This is a genomic window from Paenibacillus sp. FSL H8-0548 (genome assembly GCF_038630985.1).
Classification (GTDB): Bacteria; Bacillota; Bacilli; order Paenibacillales; family Paenibacillaceae; genus Pristimantibacillus.
In genome coordinates, this window is record NZ_CP152049.1 from 3,770,852 (window position 1) to 3,792,518 (window position 21,667).

Genomic DNA, 21,667 nt, shown 5'->3' on the forward strand with positions numbered 1-21,667 from the left:
GAATTGCCTCCTAACTGGGCAATATATTGGAGTTACAATCTATCCTCATACCGCCTGTTCCCATCTCTGATTGCAAGCATTTAGCATCTCGCAGCATTCTTTCCATCCGGTATTCCTGCATATAGCCATAGCCGCCAAATATCTGAATAGCTTCAATTGCTGCAGACACAGCTATATCCGCTGTATATTTACGAGCTATCGCAGCTGCTTTGCTGCAAGACAAGCCCTCATCTTTCCGCCACGCCGCCTGGTAAGTGAGTAGTCGTGCAGCTTCAATCTTTGCAGCCATGTCGGCAAGCTTAAAGGAAATTCCCTGCTGTTTGCCAATGGTTGTGCCGAACTGCTTGCGCTTCTTAGCGTAATCTACTGCTGCCTCCAGCGCTCCCTGTGCAAGACCAAGCGATTGTGCCGCAGCTCCGATATGACCAATATCTATTAATGAACATGCGATGTTCTGTCCTTGACCCTCATTCCCTAATCTCGAGCTCACTGGAATGCTGCACTGTCTAAACTCAAATTCAGAGGTCATTAGAGATCGTAAGCCTAGCTTTTGAGCTTTTTTCCCGATCCTGCATCCAGGCGCATCATTCTCAATTAGATAAACGCTGCAGTTCATTTCCCTCTTGTTTGCTCCTGTACGTGCGAAAACAACGGTGCAATCCGCAGCTTCACCATGAATGACAAAGGAATGCTTGCCGTTTAACACAGCCTCTGTTCCCTTTATCCGAGCGGCGAGGCTTGCTGGTTTGGCCTGAGGCAGTGCGCAGCCCCCAATACGCGTTCCACTCGTTAGCTCAAGGAGATGAGTGCTCTTAGCTTCGTTGCTGCCATATGCATAAAGCGGCCATGCGGCATATAAGGTGTGGGCGTTTAATACTGCTGCTGTGGATGCACATACTCTTGAAAGCTCCTCGATCACGATGGCATACGTCAGCCAGCTGCCTCCGGCCCCACCATAGCGCTCTTCGATTGGGATGCCCGTTAAACCGAGTAATGCTATTTTTTGAAAAAGCGTTCGATCAAGCTGACCAATTGCATCTCGTTCTCCTGCACGCGGCGCAAGCTCGTTTTCTGAAAAATCTCTTACGACAGATCGGGTGAGCTCTTGCTCCTCGGATATAGAAAATCGCATCTCCCTCCCCCTCTCATGACAGCTCAAGCATGGTGGACAAAGTTCGACGGGATCCGCATATACCGTAGTATATGAACGCCTCCACCTTAAAAATGACTAGTACCGTCCCCTTTAAATGAGGCTTCTGCGTACTCATTGCTCGCATTAAAACTACAAGGTGAAACGACTACGTCGTCCTTGTCTAAGGACAAGTGGTTTCTCGCAAAAATATAGGTGGAGTATACATGTGAACCGTATACTTTCTTATATTTCAAAAAAAACCATGATCGCCTTGTCCACTTTTTTTAAAAAATGTGACAAAGGCATCATGGCTTTAAATAAAAAAAACACTTCGGATGAAATGGCTGACGAAGCGTATTCGTCGATAAATTTTAGCGTTAGATTCAGACTCCGTGCTCCTCCGCATTCGCTCCGTCCGCGCCGACTGAACCCCCCTGATCGCTTGCATGCCATGCAAGCGCCACCCCAGCTGAGCTAAGCCCCCGTGATCATTCTAAAATTCAGGTATTCATTTATTCTTGGGATGTGTAATCAACAAACTCGTACTCGTACGAGCAAACCTATCCTGTACTCACGCATTATAGCTCGTCATTTCCCTCAACTTTCCCCACGCTCGATGCCGCTCCTCAAATCCTCACGCCTCCTACGCCCAGCGCGGAAGCTATCCTGCACTTTTGCATTAACTTCGTGCGTTTGGGGCGCTCTAGCTAGCCTATCCTGTACTCACGCATTATAGCTCGTCATTTCAGCTCATTTCCAGCCATCTGATCTCCATTGTTGGCAGCTATCCTGCTTACGTGCAGGATAGCTGCCCTAAACCATTAAAAAGAGTAGGCTACCCTGCAAATGTGCAGGATAGCCTAGTATTACACATTCTTATGATTGACTGTCACGGCAAAGCTCATGCTGCTGCAGCAGCATCGTGATCAACAGGTTCGGAGAATACATAGTTTCCTATATAGCAAAAAAAAGCCAGTCCGTTAAGACTGGCTTTCTTAATACTGCGAATATTTAATGTAATTAATTATTAAAATGACGATTTCAGGACCATTTATCCAAATAGTTATCAATATGTAGTCGCAAACTAATAGGCTTGTTTCTCTCTCCGTGGTTCGTCTGGAGCAGATTTTCTTCAAACCCAATTTTCGTATTTGTGTAATAAGAAAGTCGGTGGGCGTAGCAATCTAAAGTAATAAACTTTACGCCGCCTACTGTTTCTCTCATTATTAATGCTTTTGAGACGGCGAATGAAATTAAGGTCGTCCCAATTCCATGCTTTTGATAATCTTTGTGTACTGCCAGTCTTGCTATTTTTAAAGAGGGAAACATCTCATATCCGATTGCTCCATTGTTTCGCTCTTTGTAATTTAATCTAATGGCGTCTGCACAAAGTGAAATATAGGCAATAACTAGGCCAAGAGAATCTCTTAATAAGTAGGTTGTATTATAGCCTTCCTCTTGCTCCTCTAACGCTTCATAAATGAGAAATCGATTCATATCCTTCGAGTGATCTTCCAGCCGTTTCTTTGCTCTGCGCTCGATTGCTGCGTATTCTTCCGTATTTAAACAATCAAAAATAGCTAGATTATCACGATCTGCTTCGGATAACCTAGCTATAGTGAGTTCGTCTAGAAACATTAATTATTTCCCTTTCTCCATTGCTTTGAAAAAATTAACAAGCTTCTTTCCGTTAGCTTTTGATTTTTCAGTAGCTCTATCGTTTAAAGAATTCAATAAATTTTGAGCATCTTTACCTTTTAGGATTGGAGTAGCAGCAATTTGAGTTGCCATCTTTTTCCCTCCTTTTTTTTTGGCCATGTCTACCTCCTAGAATTTTTCTAGTGATAGATATGATAGATTTCATAACAATATGTTAAAAAAACTCCCAGACTGGAAACATTATAGGGTTCGGAAGATGCCTTATACTCCTATTTTAACATTTCAACTACCTAGAGTAAAGATTTAACAGGGAAGCTACTCCCTGCTATACCGACTGCTGATTAATGCTACCGCCGGGCTCAAAGGTGAGCAGCTTTGTAGCTATTTTATCTATAAAGAAACGATCATGGCTTACAGTCACCACTGCCCCGGGAAAATGAATTAATGCCTGCTCCATGACCTGAATGCTTGTCAGATCTAGATGATTAGTAGGTTCATCCAAAATAATGATTTCCGAACCAGACAGAAGGCATTTCGCCAGCGCTACACGTGCCTGCTGTCCACCGGATAATGTTCCAATAACCTTCTGGAGATCGGCTTCTGAAAACTGCAGCATAGATAGAAATTTATTCACTTTTTTCCTCGGTGCATTCAGGCCAAGCCCAAAAATATTAACTGCATGGCTAACCGTGTCCTTCTGATCAAGCTCGTCCCACATTTGATTGAAATAAGCATAATTCACACCTTTGCTAAAGCGAACGGCCCCCGTATCAGCCGACTCTTGACTTGTCAGCACCTTAATTAGTGTGGACTTACCGCTGCCGTTAGAGCCGATAATTGCTATTCTATCTTCTTTCTGAATGTCAAAGCTGACGTTTTCAAATATTAGGCGGTCTGCGTAGCTCTTGCTGATGGATTCAACTGTACATAGATTATTTGGAAAACGCAGGTTTTCATAAATATCGGTAATCAACACGTTTACGGGATGCGGCTCTACTCGCTTCTTCATATCCGCCAGCTTGCGCGAAAGGCGATCCTTCGAGGATTTTCGTTTGGAACGATCATCAATCTCTTCAGCCTCCATAAGTAGAAGCTCCTCTTCCCATTCAAATTGCCGGTCCAGCTCCTTCTTGCGCAGCTTCTTCTTACGAACATAGTCGGTATAATTGCCTTCATACTCCTGAAAATGATAGTTCTCAATTTCAATCGTTCGGGTAACTACGCGGTCGATGAATTGACGATCATGGGATACCAGCACCATAGTGCCGCTGAAGCGATGCAGCCATTGCTCCAGCCAGGCAAGTCCATCCAAGTCCAAAAAGTTTGTCGGCTCATCCAGAAGTACGACATCAGGAGCTTCGATGAGCATTTTAGCAAGAGCAGCACGATTGCGCCAGCCGCCAGAAAGCTGATCAACAGGCTGCTGACGCGACTGTTCATGGAAGCCGAGCTTCGTAAGCACCGTATCGATCTCAACAGCTGCATTCCATCCATCATGATGATCCATTTGTTCAAAAAGCTCCGCTTGCCGATTCAATAAACGATCCATTTCGCGATCATCGGTTACGCTCCCCAGCTGCTCGCCAATTTCCTTCAGCTCACTCTCTATGCTCCAAATATGCTCATAGCAGAGCTCAAGCTCCTGCTGAACAGAACGTGAACCGCTAAGCTCTGAAAACTGCGAGAAGTAGCTGATCTTAACCTGAGGATCAACCTCGACCTTCCCTAAGGTAGGCTCTTCTCTTCCAAGAATCAGCTTGAATACGGTCGATTTTCCTGCACCGTTTCTACCAATTAGACCAATTCTCTCGCCCTTGTTTATGCGAAAATAAATATCGCGAAAAATAAGAGTATCCCCATATTTTTTTGTTACATTTTCTAACCGAATGACGCTCATGTCTTTCACCTCTGTATATGGTTTTAAACTACTTGAGACCATTGTGTCAAGCAAGGCGCATGAAAAGACCGAGCCACATGCCTTAATAGCAGCGTGACTCGGTCTTGTTTCAGCTATTGCTGTTCAATGCTTGAATACGTTAAGCGCAGCGGTCTAATGTTAACGGTTGAGGTTTTAAAACCAGGCATTTTACAATTCGGATCAAGATCTGGACTTGTTGCTTTATTAACATTTTGGACTCCACCCCAATGCATGGGCACGAATAACGTATCTTCTCTTATTTTTTCGGTATATCGACTTCGTACGCTAAAGCTGCCTCTGCGTGAAGTTACCTCCACCCACTCACCATCTTCTATATTATATCTTTTGGCTGTACGTGGATGGATTTCAATGTAGTTTTCAATATTTCTGGCGGCTAAGGTAGGGCTTCTATGCGTTTGAACTCCAGTCAAATAATGTGCGAGTACTCTTCCGTTCGTCATCGTAAGCGGAAAATCACCGTTAGGCGTTTCATTCGGCTTTTGGCTGGATACAGGCACGAATAGCGCTCTGCCATCCGAATGGGCAAATGATTTCTCGAACATCATGCCTTGATTGCCTTCTTCCTGAGTGCTAGGGCAGGGCCAGTAAACTCCACCTTCCCTCCGTAATCGGTCATACGTTATGCCATAATAATCGGCAACACCACCGCGGCTAGCTACTCTAAGCTCATCAAAAATTCGCTCTACATTCGTGTATGAAAAATACCGCTGCTTCCCTAGTCCCTCCGCAATGTCGCATAAAATCGACCAATCATGCCTTGTCTCCCCAGGAGCAGCTGCTGTCGATTCACGCAGAAGCACCCGTCCTTCAAGATTGGTTAATGTCCCGTCGTTTTCTAGATAAGCGGTTATAGGCAGTACAACATCTGCCATGCGAGCCGTTTCAGACAGGAACATGTCTGCTACCACTAGAAAATCTAAACCTGCTAATCCTTCCTCTACAAAATCAGCGTTCGGATTCGAGACGACAGGATTCGAGCCCATAACGAACAAGGAGCGAATCGTCTTCTGATGAATAAGCTCCATCATTTCATAGGCAGATACCCCCTTGCGAGGGAGCTCTGACGGATCAATTCCCCACACGCTGGAAACGTAAGCGCGATCCTGCTCATCCTCAATACTCCGATAGCCGGGCAATTGGTCGCTTTTTTGTCCATGCTCCCGTCCCCCTTGCCCATTGCCTTGTCCGGTAATTGCTCCATAGCCGCAGCCGGGCTTGCCGATCTTCCCCGTTGCAAGGACAAGATTTAGAAAGTTTCGTACCGCCATATGCCCATCCGTCTGCTGCTCAACACCGCGCGCGGTGAAAATGATGCCCGTTTCCGCTTGCCCATAGGCAAGAGCTGCCTTTCGAAGAGCAGCCTCCTTCAAGCCAGTAAGCTCAGCCACCTCATGCAGATTTATCGATGCCATATGCTCCTTAAGCTCGTCGAATCCATTCGTTCTATTATGGATAAAGGACTCATCCAGCAGCTTCTCATCCAACAGTACCTTCAATAGGCCATTAGCAAGCGCGGCATCTGTACCTGGCTTTAACTGCAAGTGAATATCAGCGATAGCCGCCGTAGCCGTTACCCTTGGATCAATTACAATAATGACGGCTCCATTTTCCTTTGCTTTATTGAAATAAGGCATTAGCGTCGGCTGGCATTCAGCGATATTCGTACCGGCTAATATAATGCACCGAGCAAGTGGAATATCGGATAGTCTACAGGTTAAACCGCGATCAACACCAAAGGCTTTATTGCCTGCGGATGCGGCAGCTGACATGCAGAATCGGCCATTGTAGTCCACATGCTTCGTTCGAAGGGCTACTCTAGCAAACTTGCCAAGCAGATAGGCTGTTTCATTAGTAAGCGAGCCTCCGCCATAAACACCGAGTGAATCAGAACCATAGGTTTTGCTAATCGATTCAAGCTTATTCACAATCGTAAATATCGCCGTTTCCCAAGAGACAGGGACATGCTGTCCATTTTGCATGATTAGAGGCTGGAGAATACGATTGGAGCTGACCGCATGCTGATGGGCGTTCATTCCCTTCACACATAAGCGTCCTTCTGAGGCTGCATTAGGAAGACCTTCAATTGCATACTTGAAGCGGCGCGAGCCTGGAATCGGCAGCTCTTTCGTAATGCGCATTTTGCATTGCACACTGCAAAACGGACATTGTGTATCTATAACTTCAATCGCACCTTGTCGATCAGCTGTATTCGTCAATTGCCGCATAGGCTCTCACCTAGCCTTTCATCACTTTTATTCGTGATAGTCGCTGCCGCTTGCTCGACAAGCTCTATACGATAATCTAAGTCAAGTACCGATTCTCTTATGTTTGCAAGCCCTTCTCTCTCGATCCATTTCCAAAGCGGCTCACCAAATTCTGCATTTTCACGGTAAAGCTGAAGACAGGAAATAAACAGCTCGACAGCTAATCGATCAGAGTCGGCAATACCAATAAGCTGACCTTGCTTCACGGGATGCTCTGCATGGCCGCCAGCGTATACCTCCCAGCCCGCTGGAGATCCGCAGATACCTACATCATGGACGAGCACGCCAGCAGATATATGAATGCTAGATGCGACTGCTGCGCGGACAGGTGCCGGAAATGGCAGGTCCGTACAATAGTATTTCAACTGAGAGCCGACATAGCTTGAATGAAAATGGGCGTCTGTATCTTTTTCTGACCCGGAATGTACATCGACTGAGAAATGATTCCTTCCCCTCTTTGTTCCGCCAGCTATTGCCGCATTAACTTCCTTTGAATTTGGATAATAAAGAGCTGAATAATAGCGTATTGCTGATAAACAAAGGGAACACTCGCCGAGTCTGATTGAACCGAGCTCTTCTCTGATTTTATTTATAGAGTGGTCATGAGTGGTTTTCATATAAGCTTTAAGCATGTCGTGACTGATCTCAGCACAGCTGCAGATCGGTGAAATGATGAGAGCTCCCGCCTCTCGATCATGTGAGAGCGCATAGCGCACGATTGCTTCAACCATCGGGCGACAGCCTCCGCAAGAGCTTGATGCCTTCGTACGATCACGGACCTGCTCAACCGATTGCAGCCCATCTTCCATTACCGCGCACATAATTGCTGATTTATTTACGGCATTGCATGCGCAGACCGTCTCGCGATCAGACATGCTTGCAACTATATGATCGCTATCGCTTTGGTCATCAGCCTTTGCGGTCGTTAGCTCGGCAACCGGCGCGCCTCTTTTGACTAAGCCCAGCAATGCCGTTCCTTCCGACGTCTGACCAAATAGAATGGCGCCGCTCACCTTTCCATCCTTCATCGTTACTTTTTTGTAGGTGCCATGGATGCCGTCATATATTTGAATCGCTGTATCTGCCTCACCCGATTGAATTTGGCCTACCGAGAACACCTCTACCCCGGAAACTTTAAGCTGTGCATAGGGGATAGAACCTGTATAGGGCTCTGTATGGTTTCCACATAGGGTACCTGCCAGCACCTTCCCTTGCTCATATAGCGGTGCAACGAGTCCATAGGCAACCCCGCGGTGCTCTGCGCACTCACCAACCGCATAAATGGATGGGACACTCGTTCTCATGTAGTCATCAACGATAATCGCTCTATTCGTTTCTATGCCGCTTTGTTTGGCAAGTGCAATGTTCGGCCGAATTCCGACAGAGATAACGATTAAATCTGCCTCTATCGTGCTGCCATTCGTAAACCGAATCCCTTTGGCGCGATTTAGCCCAATGATACTCTCTGTTTCCTTGCTTAATGAGAATCGCATGCCCTGCTGCTCTAATTCCTTGCGCAGCATGTCTGCGGCTATGACATCAAGCTGTCGATTCATTAAATAGGGCGCATTATGGATAACCTCTGTTTGCATGCCAAGATTTAATAGACCGCGTGCAGCTTCAAGTCCTAGCAAGCCGCCGCCGATGACTGCTGCTCGCTTGTATTTTTTCGCATACGCAAACATCGTCGCACAATCTTCCATGCTGCGAAACGAAATAACTCCCGATTTATGGACACCTGTTATAGGAGGGATAAAGGCAGAAGAGCCCGTTGCAATAATAAGGTGATCATATTCTGCACAAATGCCAGACAAGGTGGTTACCTGCTTCGTATTCGTATCAATCTGAACGACAGTCTCACCTGTAAATAAGCGAATATTTCGCTCCTCATACCAGGACCAGTCATTAATTACGATACTGTCAATTGAAGAATCCCCTTGCAGCACCTTTGACAATAATATGCGGTTATAATTGGGATGCTTCTCACTGCCAAACACCGTTATTTGAAACTTTGACGGCGACAGCTTTATAATTTCATCCAGGCATTTAATGCCTGCCATGCCATTTCCGATTACAATTAACTTTTCTCTACTCATCTCTGCTCACATCCACTCGCGCAATATGCTAAATCGAAAGCGTAATCCAGCGAACCTCCTCTCCAGCAGCAGCTCCAGCGCCTCCTGCTTTAATAAGCATAAGAGCATTAGCTCTTGCAAAGGCAGCGATATTCCCGGATTTATCATTGCGCAGCGGCTCGACCAGCCACTCTTTTTCATGACGATAAACGAAGGCTCTTGCATATCGCGGGTAAGGCGATGGTTTTGGAATCGAATCGATTAAACGTCCCTCCATCCACTCAGAACGATAATCATTTCTTCCAGAAGCCTTCAAAACAATGGGACGCAGCAGCAGCTCAACACCTGTAAAGCAAGCCGATGGATTGCCAGACAGGCAAATCATGAGCTTCGATCCCAATAGATAGGCTGATGTCGGTGTTCCTGGCCTCATAAGCACCTTCGTGAACAAAGGTGACCCGCCAATGCTCTCGGCCGCTCGCTTCACGAAATCATAGTCCCCTACGGAGACGCCGCCTATGGTCACCACTAAATCTGCTGTATCAAGAGCAGCTTTCATAGCCGCCTCAATCGTGAACTGACAATCGGCAATTGGAGCTTGACGGATTACGTTTGCTCCAAGCTCACGCAGCCGCGCACTTACCATGAAGCTGTTTGCATCGAAAATACTGCCAGCCTGAAGAGATTCTCCTGGCAAAGCCAATTCATCTCCTACAGGTATAATGGCAACCACAGGTTTTCTATAGACTGTTATGCTATCTTGGCCAAAAGAGGCTAACACCGCGATTTCCTTGGCCTTGATCGCCGTACCTCGGTAAAGCATCTTCATACCTTGCGGAACATCTTCGCCTTTCTCCGCGATATGCTGCCCTTTTGGACAAGCACGATCAATTTGTATAGCAGGATAACTGCGCAGTCCTCTACGCTCTTGCACTGTCTCTTGCATAACAATCGCATCATAGCCTGTGGGGACAGGCGCACCAGTAAATATACGGACAGAATCCAATAACTCCGGTTCTGACGAATTGGATGGATTCCATTGTCCGGCTCGAATTTCATCACTAACTTTCAACAGCACGGGTTGCTCCTTGGAAGCATGAATAGAAGAAGCGGAAAAAATCGCATAACCATCCATAGCTGCACGGCGAAAAGGCGGTAAGGAGAACGGACTTTCAAAGTCTAAAGCAAGTACACGGGATAATGAATCCTCTAAAGGAGTTTCTTCCATAAGAGGCTCCCTTACTTCTCTTGCCATCTTCATAACGGCTTTGGATACAGAAGCTGTCAGCGGCTCTGCCGCGGTTACGATCGACATATTATCCCTCCCCTGTCACTAGTTGATTTCAAAATAAACAGAAAAATCCCTTTCCCGTAAATGGGAAAAGGCATCGTTGCCGCATGAGTTGGCACGCCACTGTGCTCGACTCGTTCTATAGTGTAAGATTAATCCACGATCAAGCTAATGTCAACAAAAATGACACGGGTTATCGTTACAATCAAATAAAAATATTAATGTTATATATATTGACATATACATTACGTATACATATAATTCGAGTTGAGGTTACAACTTAGTAATCCAAATACGTGAGGGTGCACAATGATGTGCAGCCGATGGCAATGAGGCCGCTTTTCGTTCCTGTATAAGGACGGATTGCGGCTTTTTTAATTAAAGAGGATAAGGGAGAGATTGGGATGGAGAGAAAAGGATTTTGGCAAAGCGGTCACAAGCCAACATTATTTAGCGCGTTTTTGTATTTTGACATGAGCTTTATGATTTGGGTGTTAATTGGCCCGCTCAGCGTAATTATTGCAGCAGATTATCCGATGGACCCTGTTCAAAAAGCAAATTTGGTAGCACTTCCTATTTTAGGAGGCTCTATTTTAAGATTAGTATTAGGTTTTATGACAGATTATATTGGACCTAAACGAACGGCACAATTCGGAATGCTCTTTACCATTATCCCGCTAGTCATGGGCTGGAAATTCGTACATTCTTTGGATCATCTTTATATTGTTGCGCTTTTGCTCGGTGTTGCCGGCGCATCGTTTGCAGCAGCCCTGCCGCTTGCCAGCCAGTGGTATTCCAAAGAGCATCAAGGCCTTGCCATGGGTATTGCTGGAGCCGGAAATAGCGGAACGGTCATTTCCACCTTGTTTGCTAACCGTCTGGCCCAGCATTATGGCAGCTGGGAAGTCGTTTTTGGACTTGCGATTATTCCAATCGTTATCGTTTTTATTATCTTCACAATTTTCGCGAAAAACAGTCCGAATCGCCCTGCCCCGAAGAAGCTATCGCAATATGCGCAAGTTTTAAAGCAAGGTGATGCTTGGATATTCTGTGCTTTTTATTGTGTGACCTTCGGCGGCTTCGTCGGACTCGCCAACTATCTAACCATATTCTTCAATACACAATATGGACTTTCACCAGTTAGGGCAGCAGACTTTACCACCTTTTGCGTCATCGCAGGCAGCTTCTTTAGGCCGATTGGCGGCTACTTGTCTGATCGAATTGGCGGTGCGCGAATGCTGACGCTGCTTTATGCTGGCGCTGGAATCATGCTTGCAGCTGTTGCTTCTATGCCTGCATTGCCCGTTGTCATTACCATGTTGTTCATCGGCATGATGTGTCTAGGAGCTGGAAACGGCTCGGTATTTCAGCTTGTCCCGCAGCGCTTTGGCAGCGAGCTTGGACTCATGACTGGCATAATCGGGGCAGCCGGCGGTTTAGGCGGGTATGCACTGCCGCTAATACTCGGGAAGCTCTACCAAACAACTGGTTCGTACACGTCTGGCTTTCTGATTTTAAGCTTAGTAACACTTGGATCTCTTACTCTGCTGGTCGTTATGCAGTCCAAATGGAAGCACAAATGGATGGCCAAAGGAGGAAAAGCAAAGTTGGATACCCTCTCCGAGGCATCCCAAGCTAACCTCTAGCCCATAGGATAATCGTAGATATTAAAGAATACCCTTAGATAAGATGCAGCTTGTTTATCTAAGGGTATTCTTTTCTCGTTTATTTGCGTTTTCTTCTCCGCTTTATGAGCTCCATTGACTCTAATGCTCCAATAAAAAAGACAAATAATATAAACATAATAACAGCCTTCTGACCCGCTATGAGGTTAAAGGACGAAGCAAGCACGGCAGTCGCTCCTACCACAATTATTCCAAGGACAGAGAGCCTCCAGCCTGTAAACATAGGCATATATCACTCCTTATTTCGTAAGCTCACGAACGGAGCCGTCCATGTAACCTACGATTACTTGCGTAGCCATATCTATAAATAGGCCGTTGTCTACGACTCCAGCAATTAAATTCAGTGTTTGATGAAGCTCCACTGGCTTCTCAATCGTTCCAAAATGACAATCCACGATAAAATTCCCATTGTCCGTCCTATACGCGTGATCACCCGATACACGCTGCACAGTCTCTGCTCCAAGCTTCTGCAGCTTTTTGATCGTCATTTCATAGCCGAATGGAATAACCTCCACAGGCAAAGGGAATTTGCCTAATTGATCGACTATTTTGCTCTCGTCAACGATGATAATCAACTGCTTGCTTGCTGATGCTACAATTTTCTCGCGGAGCAGCGCACCACCTCCACCTTTCGTAAGATTCCAATTGCAATCAACCTCATCTGCACCATCTATAGTCACATCAATCAGATCAATCTCTGCGGGAGAAAGCAAGCTTATGCCGAGCTCCCTCGCCAACTCCTCCGATTGCGTAGAGGTTGCGATCGCTCTGACCGATAGACCCTCTTTCACTCGTTTGCCGATTTTTTGTATCGCCCAATATGCTGTCGAGCCTGTTCCCAAGCCGACGATCATCCCATCTTTTACAAATTCAACAGCTCTTTCTGCAGCAATTCTTTTGGATTCCATTTATACACCTCTATTTTTTTGATCACTTCCGTGATTTACTTACGCATCCCACTTATTATAGCTATTTTCTCGAAATATAGGTCGAACGACTGTAAATAAATTTAAAAAAACACCTCACTCGGATGATCGCTATTTATGTCGTTAATTATTTAATTTCACCTGCAACAAGCGACAAACATCACATTAAATATCTGATAGAATTTTCAATAGGTTGTCCCAACACAGAATAGGAGCGCTGATCATGAATACAATTGCGAATGAACATTTTACGAATGAAACGATTGCTTTTGACGGATTTAGCTTTATTGGCTGTACCTTTACGAACTGTGTCATTATTATTACGACATTGGATTTCAACTTTGACAGATGCTCGTTTTTCGAATCTTCCTTGCATGTCAATCCGAAGCTATCTATTTTTGAAATCTCTCACAAGCTCTCGCAATCCACCTATGATTCGGATACCAACTGCTATCGGAATGACTATAAGTACCCGCAAACTGTACTAGACTTGCCTGTTGCAACGATTTGATAAACCAGAAGTTAATCGCCCTGCAAGCGTGCGGCAATAAGAGACTGACGCACGCTCAGAACAAAATCACCTACGGTGAATTTACGTACTAGCCGACGGTTACTTCTCCGCCGGCTCTTTCTTCCTCACCAAGTCTCCGTTACACTCCGGGCATACGAACACAGGACTCTCCTCAGGTCCTAATTCATAAGAACACTCTCCTACGATGAAATCAGGCACAGGATCTAAACATCCGCAATCTACGCAAACATAATCGATAAAGACTTCTTCCTCCTCATCATCAAAGGAAAATAGTTCAACAGCTTCTTCCTTTTCGCTATCCTGTTTCTTGCCTTTCCTTTCGTTCATTAGCCCGAACCCCCCATTTCTTCTTATACGCTCGTTCACTTTCCTCATCATAATAATAAATTCGCCCATAGTCTGCATGCCAAATAACCACAAGCAACATGGTTTGTTTGCAGCAGGGACAGGCGATCGGATCCCGTTCATAAGTCTCCAACATCCGCTGACGGTACGTCTTTCTTCTCTTTTCCTTCGGCGGGAACGTCATTTCAATCTGTTTATGGACCATGTACCGCCATAAGTTAATGATCTTTTGCGACTCCTTATTCTTACTTCTGCTGTACAGGCCATACCTGCCTACCATTCGAAAATGCTTCGGCGGGATATGCTGCACCAGGGCATAAATGAATTTCATGACAGGGGCTACGACATCGATCCTCTTTCCTGTCTGATGATCTTCGTACCAGTAATGTACCGTATGGTAGTCATACTTTATAATGCGATACTCTGCGATTGCCGGACGAGCCAGATAACGTCCAATATACTTGGCCGCTCCACGGGCATCCTTCATTCGTTGTTCTGCGTTGACATAAAATCCATGCTTGTACCGACTGTACAGTTGGTTTACCAACGTTTTTACCTTCGCATCGCCAGGATGCCACTTCAACATTAAATCCATAAGTAGCTTCTGCCATGACTTTCTCAAGTAGGTAAAAGAAATATACTCCACACTCTTCCACTGCTTATGGCAATCTAACGCACCTTCCGTAACCAGGGCATGAATATGCGGATTAAACTTTAGATCCCTTCCAAACGTATGAATGACCGTAATGACGCCCACGTCATACTGTTTGCTCTTATTTTTACGCCGATAGTAATATTGGATGACCTTCGCCACTTCTTTACTAAGCTCGTTCAAACGACTCCGATCCTCAAAGAAGTATTTCCTCAACTCTTTTGGTACCGTAAACACGGTATGACGATGGGGGACATTCAGGATTCGCTCCTGTTGCTTTTCTGCCCAGTCATCGGTGTATTTCTTTCCGCATCCATGACAAAACCGACTCTTACAAGTAAAACAGATAATGACCGGTTCCGGTTTTCCCTCCGTACAACCCATACATTCATATCTCGCGTAACCCATATCCTTCGTGCCGCATCGCGTTGCCTTGTTTACGGCTTCCGGTATCGCTTTCTGCAGTTCTTCCGGGAATAGATTCGCATGAAGTTCCCAAAACCCATGAAAATGATCCTTCAAGATCTGTTTCACGATCCCTCGTTTCTTCCATGTTTCTCGCTTCTCCATAACGATCCCCCCCTATTTATTTTTTCGACTCGATTATCCACATTTTTTAGCATCGCATAATTTCCTAAACAACAAGAAAACCGCTTTCCCAACGGGAATGCGGTTTTTGTGTAGAATGGCGTTTAATTAAGCATTCGATTGGCTAAACGCTCGATCCGCAGGACCAGCTCCTGCATATTGAACGGCTTGACGACATAATCATCCGCACCCATTTGCAGCGCATGAACAATATCTTTTGTATTATTCCGAGCTGTAAGCATCACAATCAACAGCTGCTTCTCCGGATAATCTTCACGCAACCGTCGCAGCACCTCTAAGCCGTCTAAATCTGGCATGGAACCATCGAGTAGAATGATATATTTTTCGCCTTCCTTATACCAGTCTGACGTTATAAATGATATACCGCTTGAATATTCGGCGGTTTGAAGCTTCAGATGGTTGACAGGCTTCCAGTTTGCGAAGCTATTGATAACAATGTCTCTTATAAGCGGATCATCATCGACAATAATAAAATTAAGGGGAATTTCATAGTTTCTCTCGTTCAGCTCATTGGAATAAACAATGGTTTGATTTCTACCCGCACGTTTTGCGCTATAAAGCGCCTGATCGGCTTCATCAACAAGCTTCTCCGTATAACTATTAGCTTCCGTAATTTCCGTTATACCCGATGAAAAGGTAACTTGAAAAATCTCGTTATTCGCATGAAACTTAACCTCATTAAATAAATTTCTAAATTGATCCATTAGAACGGCTGCCTGAATCGCATCAGTTCTCGGCAGAATGACAGCAAACTCTTCGCCTCCATAACGACACAAAATATCTGTTGACCGAAACGTATCTTTGGCAATGGCAACAAATGCTTGTAAAACCTCGTCTCCTTGCAGGTGCCCATAGGTATCATTCACGCGCTTAAAGTAATCCAAGTCGAGCATGACCAAGGAAAATATTTCGTTCGAGCGCTTGAAGCATTTGATTTTTTGTTTCATCATTTTGTTAAAGTGTTTCCGATTATAGGCACCGGTCAGCTCGTCAATAATGATCGAGCGCTGCCAGTCCTGCTTCATGACAAATCGGTTATCAACTAAGGCAACTAGAAGCTCCACATCAAAAGGTTTGGCAAGAAAATCCATGGCGCCTGAACGGTAGGCGTTGATTTGGTTTTCAACAGAGAAATTTCCGCTCACCATAATAATTGGGATATGCTCCTGCTTTGCTTTGTCAACGATCTGATTTAGCACATACATTCCGCTATGATCCGGCAGCACAATATCAAGTAAAATTAAATTCGGCTTCCATTCATAAAAGAGCTTGAGTCCGCGTTCGGCATTTAATGCTATGCTGACCGGATAATTATGCTTTTCTAAAACCTCTTTCACATAGGTTACGAAATGGACATCATCGTCAATGACCAATACACGATTTTCAGTATTGATATTGTCATCCAAATCGGAGGATTCCATTGAATTTGCGCTAATTGCTTCTGTTAAGCTTTCTATTGCGGCAGGAAACATTGTAGTAATCGGGAGCAAATGCTTGGACCATTCATCACGAGTAAAGGCCTTTGTGCTTGATTCCATAAACATTTGCTCTTTGATTTCTGAAAATTTCTCTATCTCTAGTAATCCAATAGTCCCGCTTGTTCCTTTAAGATTGTGAAAGAAACGATAAATTTCTCGCTCTTCCACGCTTTGTTGATCGGACCAAATTTCAATCGTTTCTATAATTTTTTTTTGAATGAGTCTCTTATACTTCTCGGTCTTCATTACAATAAGCTCCCTTGATTATCGCATCATGTGTGAAATGGCTGCACTCAGTCTGCCAGGCAAGTACGGTTTCACTAAAAAAGTATTAATTCCCCATTGTGCTGCCTTCTCTTTCTCTTCGAAGGCACTGGAGATAATGATTGGTTTATTTATAAGAAGCTCTGATTTCTTGATCTTCCTAATAATATCCCACCCCGTGACGTCAGGCTCAAGCATCAAATCAATGACCACGATATCAGGATTAAGCTCCTCAATAGCTTCCATTGCCTTCATGCCCTCAGTAAACAGATGAACATAAAAACCGCTGGATTGCAGCTCATCTCTTAATAAAATGGATAGATTATGGTCATTCTCGATCAGCATGACATGAATCGTCGCTCCAGGCAAGCCTATATCTCGATTTTGCTCCTCATCTTGAAGCTGCTCTTGTTTATCTGCTAAAGGGACAATAACATTAAATGTACTGCCGTGACCGAATTCAGATTGAACGTCTATGCTGCCTTCATGCCTAGTAATAATTTCTTTGACAATGGCAAGCCCTAAACCGGTTCCACCGATTTCCCTTCGGTCCGAATTGTCCACTCGATAAAACTTGTTAAACAAATTCGGCAGCGCATCCTTAGGAATCCCTAGTCCATGATCCTTGATTCGGATCAATGCTTTTCCCTCAATCCTGCCACTAAATATTTTAATCTGTCCACCGTTAGGCGAGTATTTAATCGCATTGGTGAGCAAATTAATAAACAACTGCTGCATTTTATCATGGTCTGCAAGTATAACCGCATCCGGAATTTCATTTTCCCAAATGATTGGATGGCTTTCTGCTGACATTTGCTGCATATCAATAACTCCATTAATTAATGATGTTAATGAAACTGGCTTTAGATCATAGGTTTGCTTGCCGGATTCCATTCGCTGCAAGTCAAGGAAATCATTAATTAATGTAGTTAATCTTCTTGCTTCTTGATATATCGTTGTTACATATTTCCGTTGTCGCTCAGGCTTAAGCTCGCGATGAAGCATGAGCTCCGTAAATCCAAGCACGCTTGCAAGCGGTGTCCTAAGTTCATGGCTTACGGTACTTACGAACTCTGACTTCATTCGGTCAACCTCGTATTCCTTCGTAATGTCTCGATGAACAAGGAGCAATCCGTATTTAATTCCATTCCGATACAAAGGCTCACAGTAAATTTGTATGAATTTCCGTTCCGGCAATAAAATTTCATAATTCATGCTACGCTGACCATTCAAATGACCATTGGTTACTAGTGCATCCATAAAGTTAAGGAAAGCTGCTGCTTCAACAATAGAGGTGTGTACTAAGGTTTTGAATTGCTCCAGCGGCATTTGAATCGAGTCGTCCATATTTTGAAAGAATCCGAATATTTCGGACATTTTACGATTGATTTGCAGGGTGCTTCCATCTAGATCAAGCAGCTGTATACCTTCTTGCACCGTATTTAACATATCACTGGTCATTAAACGCTGCTTCTCTGATTGCTCATATAAATACAATTTATCGAATGCTAAGGAGATTTGCTTCATCATACCCATGATTTCATTCTCTTCTTGCTTCGTGATCATTTGATTCAACTTTGTAATAACGATGCACGCAACCATTTCATCCTCAGCGTTTAATATCGGCAAGATTAGATCTGTCGCTTTTGACGAGTGCTCATGATAGCCTTGCTCAGCTGCGGTGCCCTCACGTGTCATGCTATATGCTTGCTTCGTATCCTGAGCACGCTGCACGATGCCATCATCTATCGTTCTAATAAATTGTTCAGCGGAGGCGTCAGAAATACCAACTGCTGCATAATCGTGCTCACGATTCATCATAACGATTAGCCCTTTGTCTGAATTGGTAATGGCTACGATGTTGGAAATAATACTTTGCAGCAGCTCTTCTTGATCGAGCGTATTGGAAAGTGATTGGATAAGTAAATTACGCTTTTCCAAATAATTTTCATTTTTCTCCATTAAAATCATTGCTTCTTGCAGTTCCTCTTGCTGAGCCTGGAGCTCGTCCTGCTGCGCGTGCAGCTCTTCGTTCTGAGAAAGCAGCTCTTCCTCTTTATTTTGTATTTGTATCATCATATTTTGAAATGTTCGGGCAAGCTCGCCAAGCTCATCCTCTCGGGTAATTTGCCCCAGCTCAATGAATTCACCATCTGCAAAACGCCGAGCATTTAAGGTCAGTTCCTTAAGCGGAGCGCCGATATCTATGGCTACCCTTCTCGTAATAAAAGAAGAAATAATGAGAATTAAGATGATGTAGGCAATGAAGAAAATCGCTTGAAATGAAAGGCTCTGAACAAGCTCATCATTTTTGTTTTCGGCGATAACTTGAACCTGGGACTCAAAATCATGTGAGTATTCAAGAAGCTTGTTTATGGGGTTATTTTCTCCTGCCGATACGAATATACGAAGTTCCTCATAATTTTGAGCTTTGGAGTACTCTATCGCTTTGGGGAGAATATCAACGAAATAACTGGCAAAAAAAGATTCAATATTTTGCATTACCTCTTGCTCAGAAGCACTTAGCTCGAAGTTCTTTATACTGACGAGCGCTTTTTCAAGCGAATCTTTTTCTACAAATATTTGTTCATATTCAAAATCTGATAAGTATACGTAGTAACCGCGAGCCCGTAAAATAATTTCATTCGAATGATCAGCAATTTGTGTAACAAGCTCTTGCTTCTCTCGCATCTGATTCGTTTCCAATTCATAATTCTTCACAATATTGATGGTTCCCCATAAGACGACAACCGCCCCAACCAAAATGAGCGTTAAAGAGAGCACCATCATGGAAGTGAACTGCCTTGTAATACTTTTTTTATAGTAGAGCTTCAGCTTAGCCACGAAGCATCTCCTCTACCTTATCAATAAGGTCCAACGGACTAAATGGCTTTGACATAAATCCATCGGCGCCAGCGCGAATAACCTTAACCTGCTCGGCTTGCTGGCTCTTCGCAGAGAGCATTAATATTTTTGTCAATTGACAGCTCTCAATCTCTTTCATTTTTTCAATGACTTCGATTCCAGTCATTTTTGGCATCATATAATCCAGAATGACCAAATTAAAGTCAAATCTCGTAATTTTATCTAATGCCTCCTCACCGTCGGCCGCTTCTTCGAGTGAATAACCTTCGTCCTCAAGCGTATCCATAATAAGCATACGTAAAATCGGTTCATCTTCTGCAATTAATACTGTTTTCATTATTCATATCCTCCACTGCAATATACGTTAGCTGGTTTCGACATAAACTGCCACAAAACTACATAGTTAGCATTTCGACATTCAATAAATAAATCCTTTAATTTGTAGCACTACATAGCAAAAAGCAGACAACTCAGAGTGTCTGCTTACGTGCTTCTATTCCATTATCTCGCCTTTACAATTATCTTTCGTATGCTCTCGCCTGACAAGTGATATTTCCTCTCCAGCTCGGCAACCGACAGACCATTCGTGTAATAAAGGTAGATCTCCTTATTCCTTTCAGCTAACAGCTTCCGCGTACCGCTAACCTCTCCCCAATGCGCACGTTGATCAGCAGCCTTGGGCACATAGATCAGATCTCCCTGAATATACTTTTGCAATTCCTTCAATAAACTAGGGGGAAGCACATCTCTCCCATTTTTGTAATTCACAATAAATGTCCTCCTCGAACAAGCTCATCTTTGTAAGGTTATCCGCTTTGGTATTTCTCAACATCTTTATTGCCTCCCTTCGATTATTTATATAGCTATATTAAAAGTATATTGTAAGCCTTTTCAATTGACAACTGATTTTTTACATAAATCCCATTAAATGAATGGGTGGTTAGCTCATCAAGGTGAAACGGCTGTCGCCGTCCTTATGGCGGTGGCGCGTTTCATTCCGGAGAAATATAGAGAAAATATGGCGAAATGATAACCTTTCCTATATTTAAATAAAAGGAGGCCTTTCGGCCTCCTTTATATGGGTGATCTCCGCCTAAACGGAGATCACCTCCAGGTTGTTAATCAATTCGATCAGCTCCTTTCCTCATCATTCGTCGGCCCGACTTCATCATTATATAGCCTTATACAATGCTTGTGAAAGCGTAAAAACAACTATAAACGAACTTTACCAATAATAGCATTGTCAAGGAAAATAAATGAGTTTTTTATTATCATATTTTAATAATTGCCCATTTCTCTAGACGTATCTAGAGCTCGTTTTCTCATAGGTAATTTGTGGGTTAATAATCTATGTTATGGTGTTTCTAGTTGATTCACAAACGACCTAAACTATAGGAGGCACAAAATGAACACCACGAACAACAAACGTTTTAACAAACTAGTAGCAGGAATAGGGATCAGTCTTTCCATAGCAATCTGCGGGAGCTCGCTAGCCTTGCCACAGGCCGCACAAGCAGCAACTGCATCGGCCTCTTCTAAAGCCAGCACCGTAGTTTCCGTTGGTAAGAAATACACTGGAGTTCCTTACAAATTTGGAGCGAAATCAGGCATTACTAGCTCGTTTGACTGCTCTTCTTTTACTCAATATGTGTACAAAAAAGTAGGAGTCAGTCTTCCAAGAACCTCAAAAGCGCAAGCGAAGTCAGGCTCTTATGTATCCAAAAGCAAACTAAAAGCGGGCGATCTTGTTTTTTCTGATACCAATCGCGATGGCATCATCAATCACGTAAGTATATATATAGGAAATAATAAACTGCTTCATACGTATAAAGTCGGTGTAGGGGTTACCATTTCTAATTTTTCTGGAAGCACATGGGATAAAACCTATGTTACTGCACGACGCGTAATTAAATAGGGAAAGAGAGGCTGATCTCTAGGAGATCAGCCTCTC

The 21,667-nt window shown here is 44.0% G+C and carries 18 protein-coding genes; 3 read left to right on the top strand and 15 right to left on the bottom strand.

Annotated features, from left to right (window positions below):
• Positions 1 to 10: 10 nt before the first annotated feature.
• From MHI37_RS16045 to glp, 7 genes are all read right to left on the bottom strand, one after another.
• Positions 11 to 1,132 carry an acyl-CoA dehydrogenase family protein gene (locus MHI37_RS16045; RefSeq protein ID WP_076334775.1) on the bottom strand — a complete coding sequence of 374 codons (1,122 nt, stop codon included), beginning with the start codon at positions 1,130 to 1,132 and terminating at the stop codon, positions 11 to 13.
• Positions 1,133 to 2,173: 1,041 nt separating this feature from the next.
• A complete protein-coding gene (locus tag MHI37_RS16050) occupies positions 2,174 to 2,770 on the bottom strand; it encodes a GNAT family N-acetyltransferase (protein ID WP_076334773.1) in 597 nt (198 codons plus the stop codon).
• Positions 2,771 to 2,773: 3 nt separating this feature from the next.
• Positions 2,774 to 2,950 carry a hypothetical protein gene (locus tag MHI37_RS16055; RefSeq protein WP_179090124.1) on the bottom strand — a complete coding sequence of 59 codons (177 nt, stop codon included), beginning with the start codon at positions 2,948 to 2,950 and terminating at the stop codon, positions 2,774 to 2,776.
• 166 nt (positions 2,951 to 3,116) lie between these two features.
• A complete protein-coding gene (locus MHI37_RS16060; protein WP_076334772.1) occupies positions 3,117 to 4,688 on the bottom strand; it encodes an ABC-F family ATP-binding cassette domain-containing protein in 1,572 nt (523 codons plus the stop codon).
• Between the two features lie 113 nt (positions 4,689 to 4,801).
• Positions 4,802 to 6,955 carry a molybdopterin oxidoreductase family protein gene (locus MHI37_RS16065; protein ID WP_076334771.1) on the bottom strand — a complete coding sequence of 718 codons (2,154 nt, stop codon included), beginning with the start codon at positions 6,953 to 6,955 and terminating at the stop codon, positions 4,802 to 4,804.
• Positions 6,943 to 9,090, bottom strand: a complete 2,148-nt coding sequence (gene nirB, locus MHI37_RS16070) for a nitrite reductase large subunit NirB (RefSeq protein ID WP_076334770.1) — start codon at positions 9,088 to 9,090, stop codon at positions 6,943 to 6,945. The genes MHI37_RS16065 and nirB overlap by 13 nt, the downstream gene beginning before the upstream one ends.
• A 28-nt stretch (positions 9,091 to 9,118) precedes the next feature.
• Positions 9,119 to 10,384 (bottom strand): gephyrin-like molybdotransferase Glp, encoded by a 1,266-nt coding sequence (gene glp, locus MHI37_RS16075; protein WP_076334769.1) that lies wholly within the window; start codon positions 10,382 to 10,384, stop codon positions 9,119 to 9,121.
• Positions 10,385 to 10,764: 380 nt separating this feature from the next.
• Between glp and MHI37_RS16080 the strand changes: the two genes are divergently transcribed.
• Positions 10,765 to 12,006 (top strand): nitrate/nitrite transporter, encoded by a 1,242-nt coding sequence (locus MHI37_RS16080; RefSeq protein ID WP_076334768.1) that lies wholly within the window; start codon positions 10,765 to 10,767, stop codon positions 12,004 to 12,006.
• A gap of 79 nt (positions 12,007 to 12,085) precedes the next feature.
• Here MHI37_RS16080 and MHI37_RS16085 read toward each other — a convergent pair whose 3' ends face one another.
• Together MHI37_RS16085 and rpiA are read right to left on the bottom strand one after the other, a co-directional pair.
• Positions 12,086 to 12,274, bottom strand: a complete 189-nt coding sequence (locus MHI37_RS16085) for a hypothetical protein (protein WP_256709551.1) — start codon at positions 12,272 to 12,274, stop codon at positions 12,086 to 12,088.
• Between the two features lie 10 nt (positions 12,275 to 12,284).
• On the bottom strand, positions 12,285 to 12,953 hold the full coding sequence (gene rpiA, locus MHI37_RS16090) for a ribose-5-phosphate isomerase RpiA (RefSeq protein WP_076334767.1): 669 nt from the start codon (positions 12,951 to 12,953) through the stop codon (positions 12,285 to 12,287).
• Between the two features lie 241 nt (positions 12,954 to 13,194).
• Between rpiA and MHI37_RS16095 the strand changes: the two genes are divergently transcribed.
• Complete coding sequence (locus tag MHI37_RS16095) at positions 13,195 to 13,482, top strand: hypothetical protein (RefSeq protein WP_076334766.1); 288 nt, start codon at positions 13,195 to 13,197, stop codon at positions 13,480 to 13,482.
• A gap of 99 nt (positions 13,483 to 13,581) precedes the next feature.
• Here MHI37_RS16095 and MHI37_RS16100 read toward each other — a convergent pair whose 3' ends face one another.
• The 6 genes from MHI37_RS16100 to MHI37_RS16125 all read right to left on the bottom strand — a co-directional run bounded on the left by MHI37_RS16100 (position 13,582) and on the right by MHI37_RS16125 (position 20,484).
• The gene (locus tag MHI37_RS16100; RefSeq protein WP_076334765.1) at positions 13,582 to 13,830 is read right to left on the bottom strand and encodes a hypothetical protein; all 249 of its coding nucleotides are present in this window, start codon (positions 13,828 to 13,830) and stop codon (positions 13,582 to 13,584) included.
• Positions 13,799 to 15,070: a transposase gene (locus MHI37_RS16105; protein ID WP_076334764.1), complete on the bottom strand. Its 1,272-nt coding sequence runs from the start codon at positions 15,068 to 15,070 to the stop codon at positions 13,799 to 13,801. Before MHI37_RS16105 ends, MHI37_RS16100 begins: the two co-directional genes overlap by 32 nt.
• 122 nt (positions 15,071 to 15,192) lie before the next feature.
• Positions 15,193 to 16,833, bottom strand: a complete 1,641-nt coding sequence (locus MHI37_RS16110; RefSeq protein WP_076334763.1) for a diguanylate cyclase — start codon at positions 16,831 to 16,833, stop codon at positions 15,193 to 15,195.
• Between the two features lie 18 nt (positions 16,834 to 16,851).
• Complete coding sequence (locus MHI37_RS16115) at positions 16,852 to 19,695, bottom strand: ATP-binding protein (RefSeq protein ID WP_083676023.1); 2,844 nt, start codon at positions 19,693 to 19,695, stop codon at positions 16,852 to 16,854.
• Positions 19,688 to 20,053, bottom strand: coding sequence for a response regulator (locus MHI37_RS16120; protein WP_076334762.1), 366 nt, complete (start codon positions 20,051 to 20,053; stop codon positions 19,688 to 19,690). Before MHI37_RS16120 ends, MHI37_RS16115 begins: the two co-directional genes overlap by 8 nt.
• Positions 20,054 to 20,217: 164 nt before the next feature.
• Complete coding sequence (locus MHI37_RS16125) at positions 20,218 to 20,484, bottom strand: CD3324 family protein (RefSeq protein WP_179090123.1); 267 nt, start codon at positions 20,482 to 20,484, stop codon at positions 20,218 to 20,220.
• Positions 20,485 to 21,121: 637 nt separating this feature from the next.
• Between MHI37_RS16125 and MHI37_RS16130 the strand changes: the two genes are divergently transcribed.
• On the top strand, positions 21,122 to 21,631 hold the full coding sequence (locus MHI37_RS16130) for a C40 family peptidase (RefSeq protein ID WP_076334760.1): 510 nt from the start codon (positions 21,122 to 21,124) through the stop codon (positions 21,629 to 21,631).
• Positions 21,632 to 21,667: the final 36 nt, after the last annotated feature.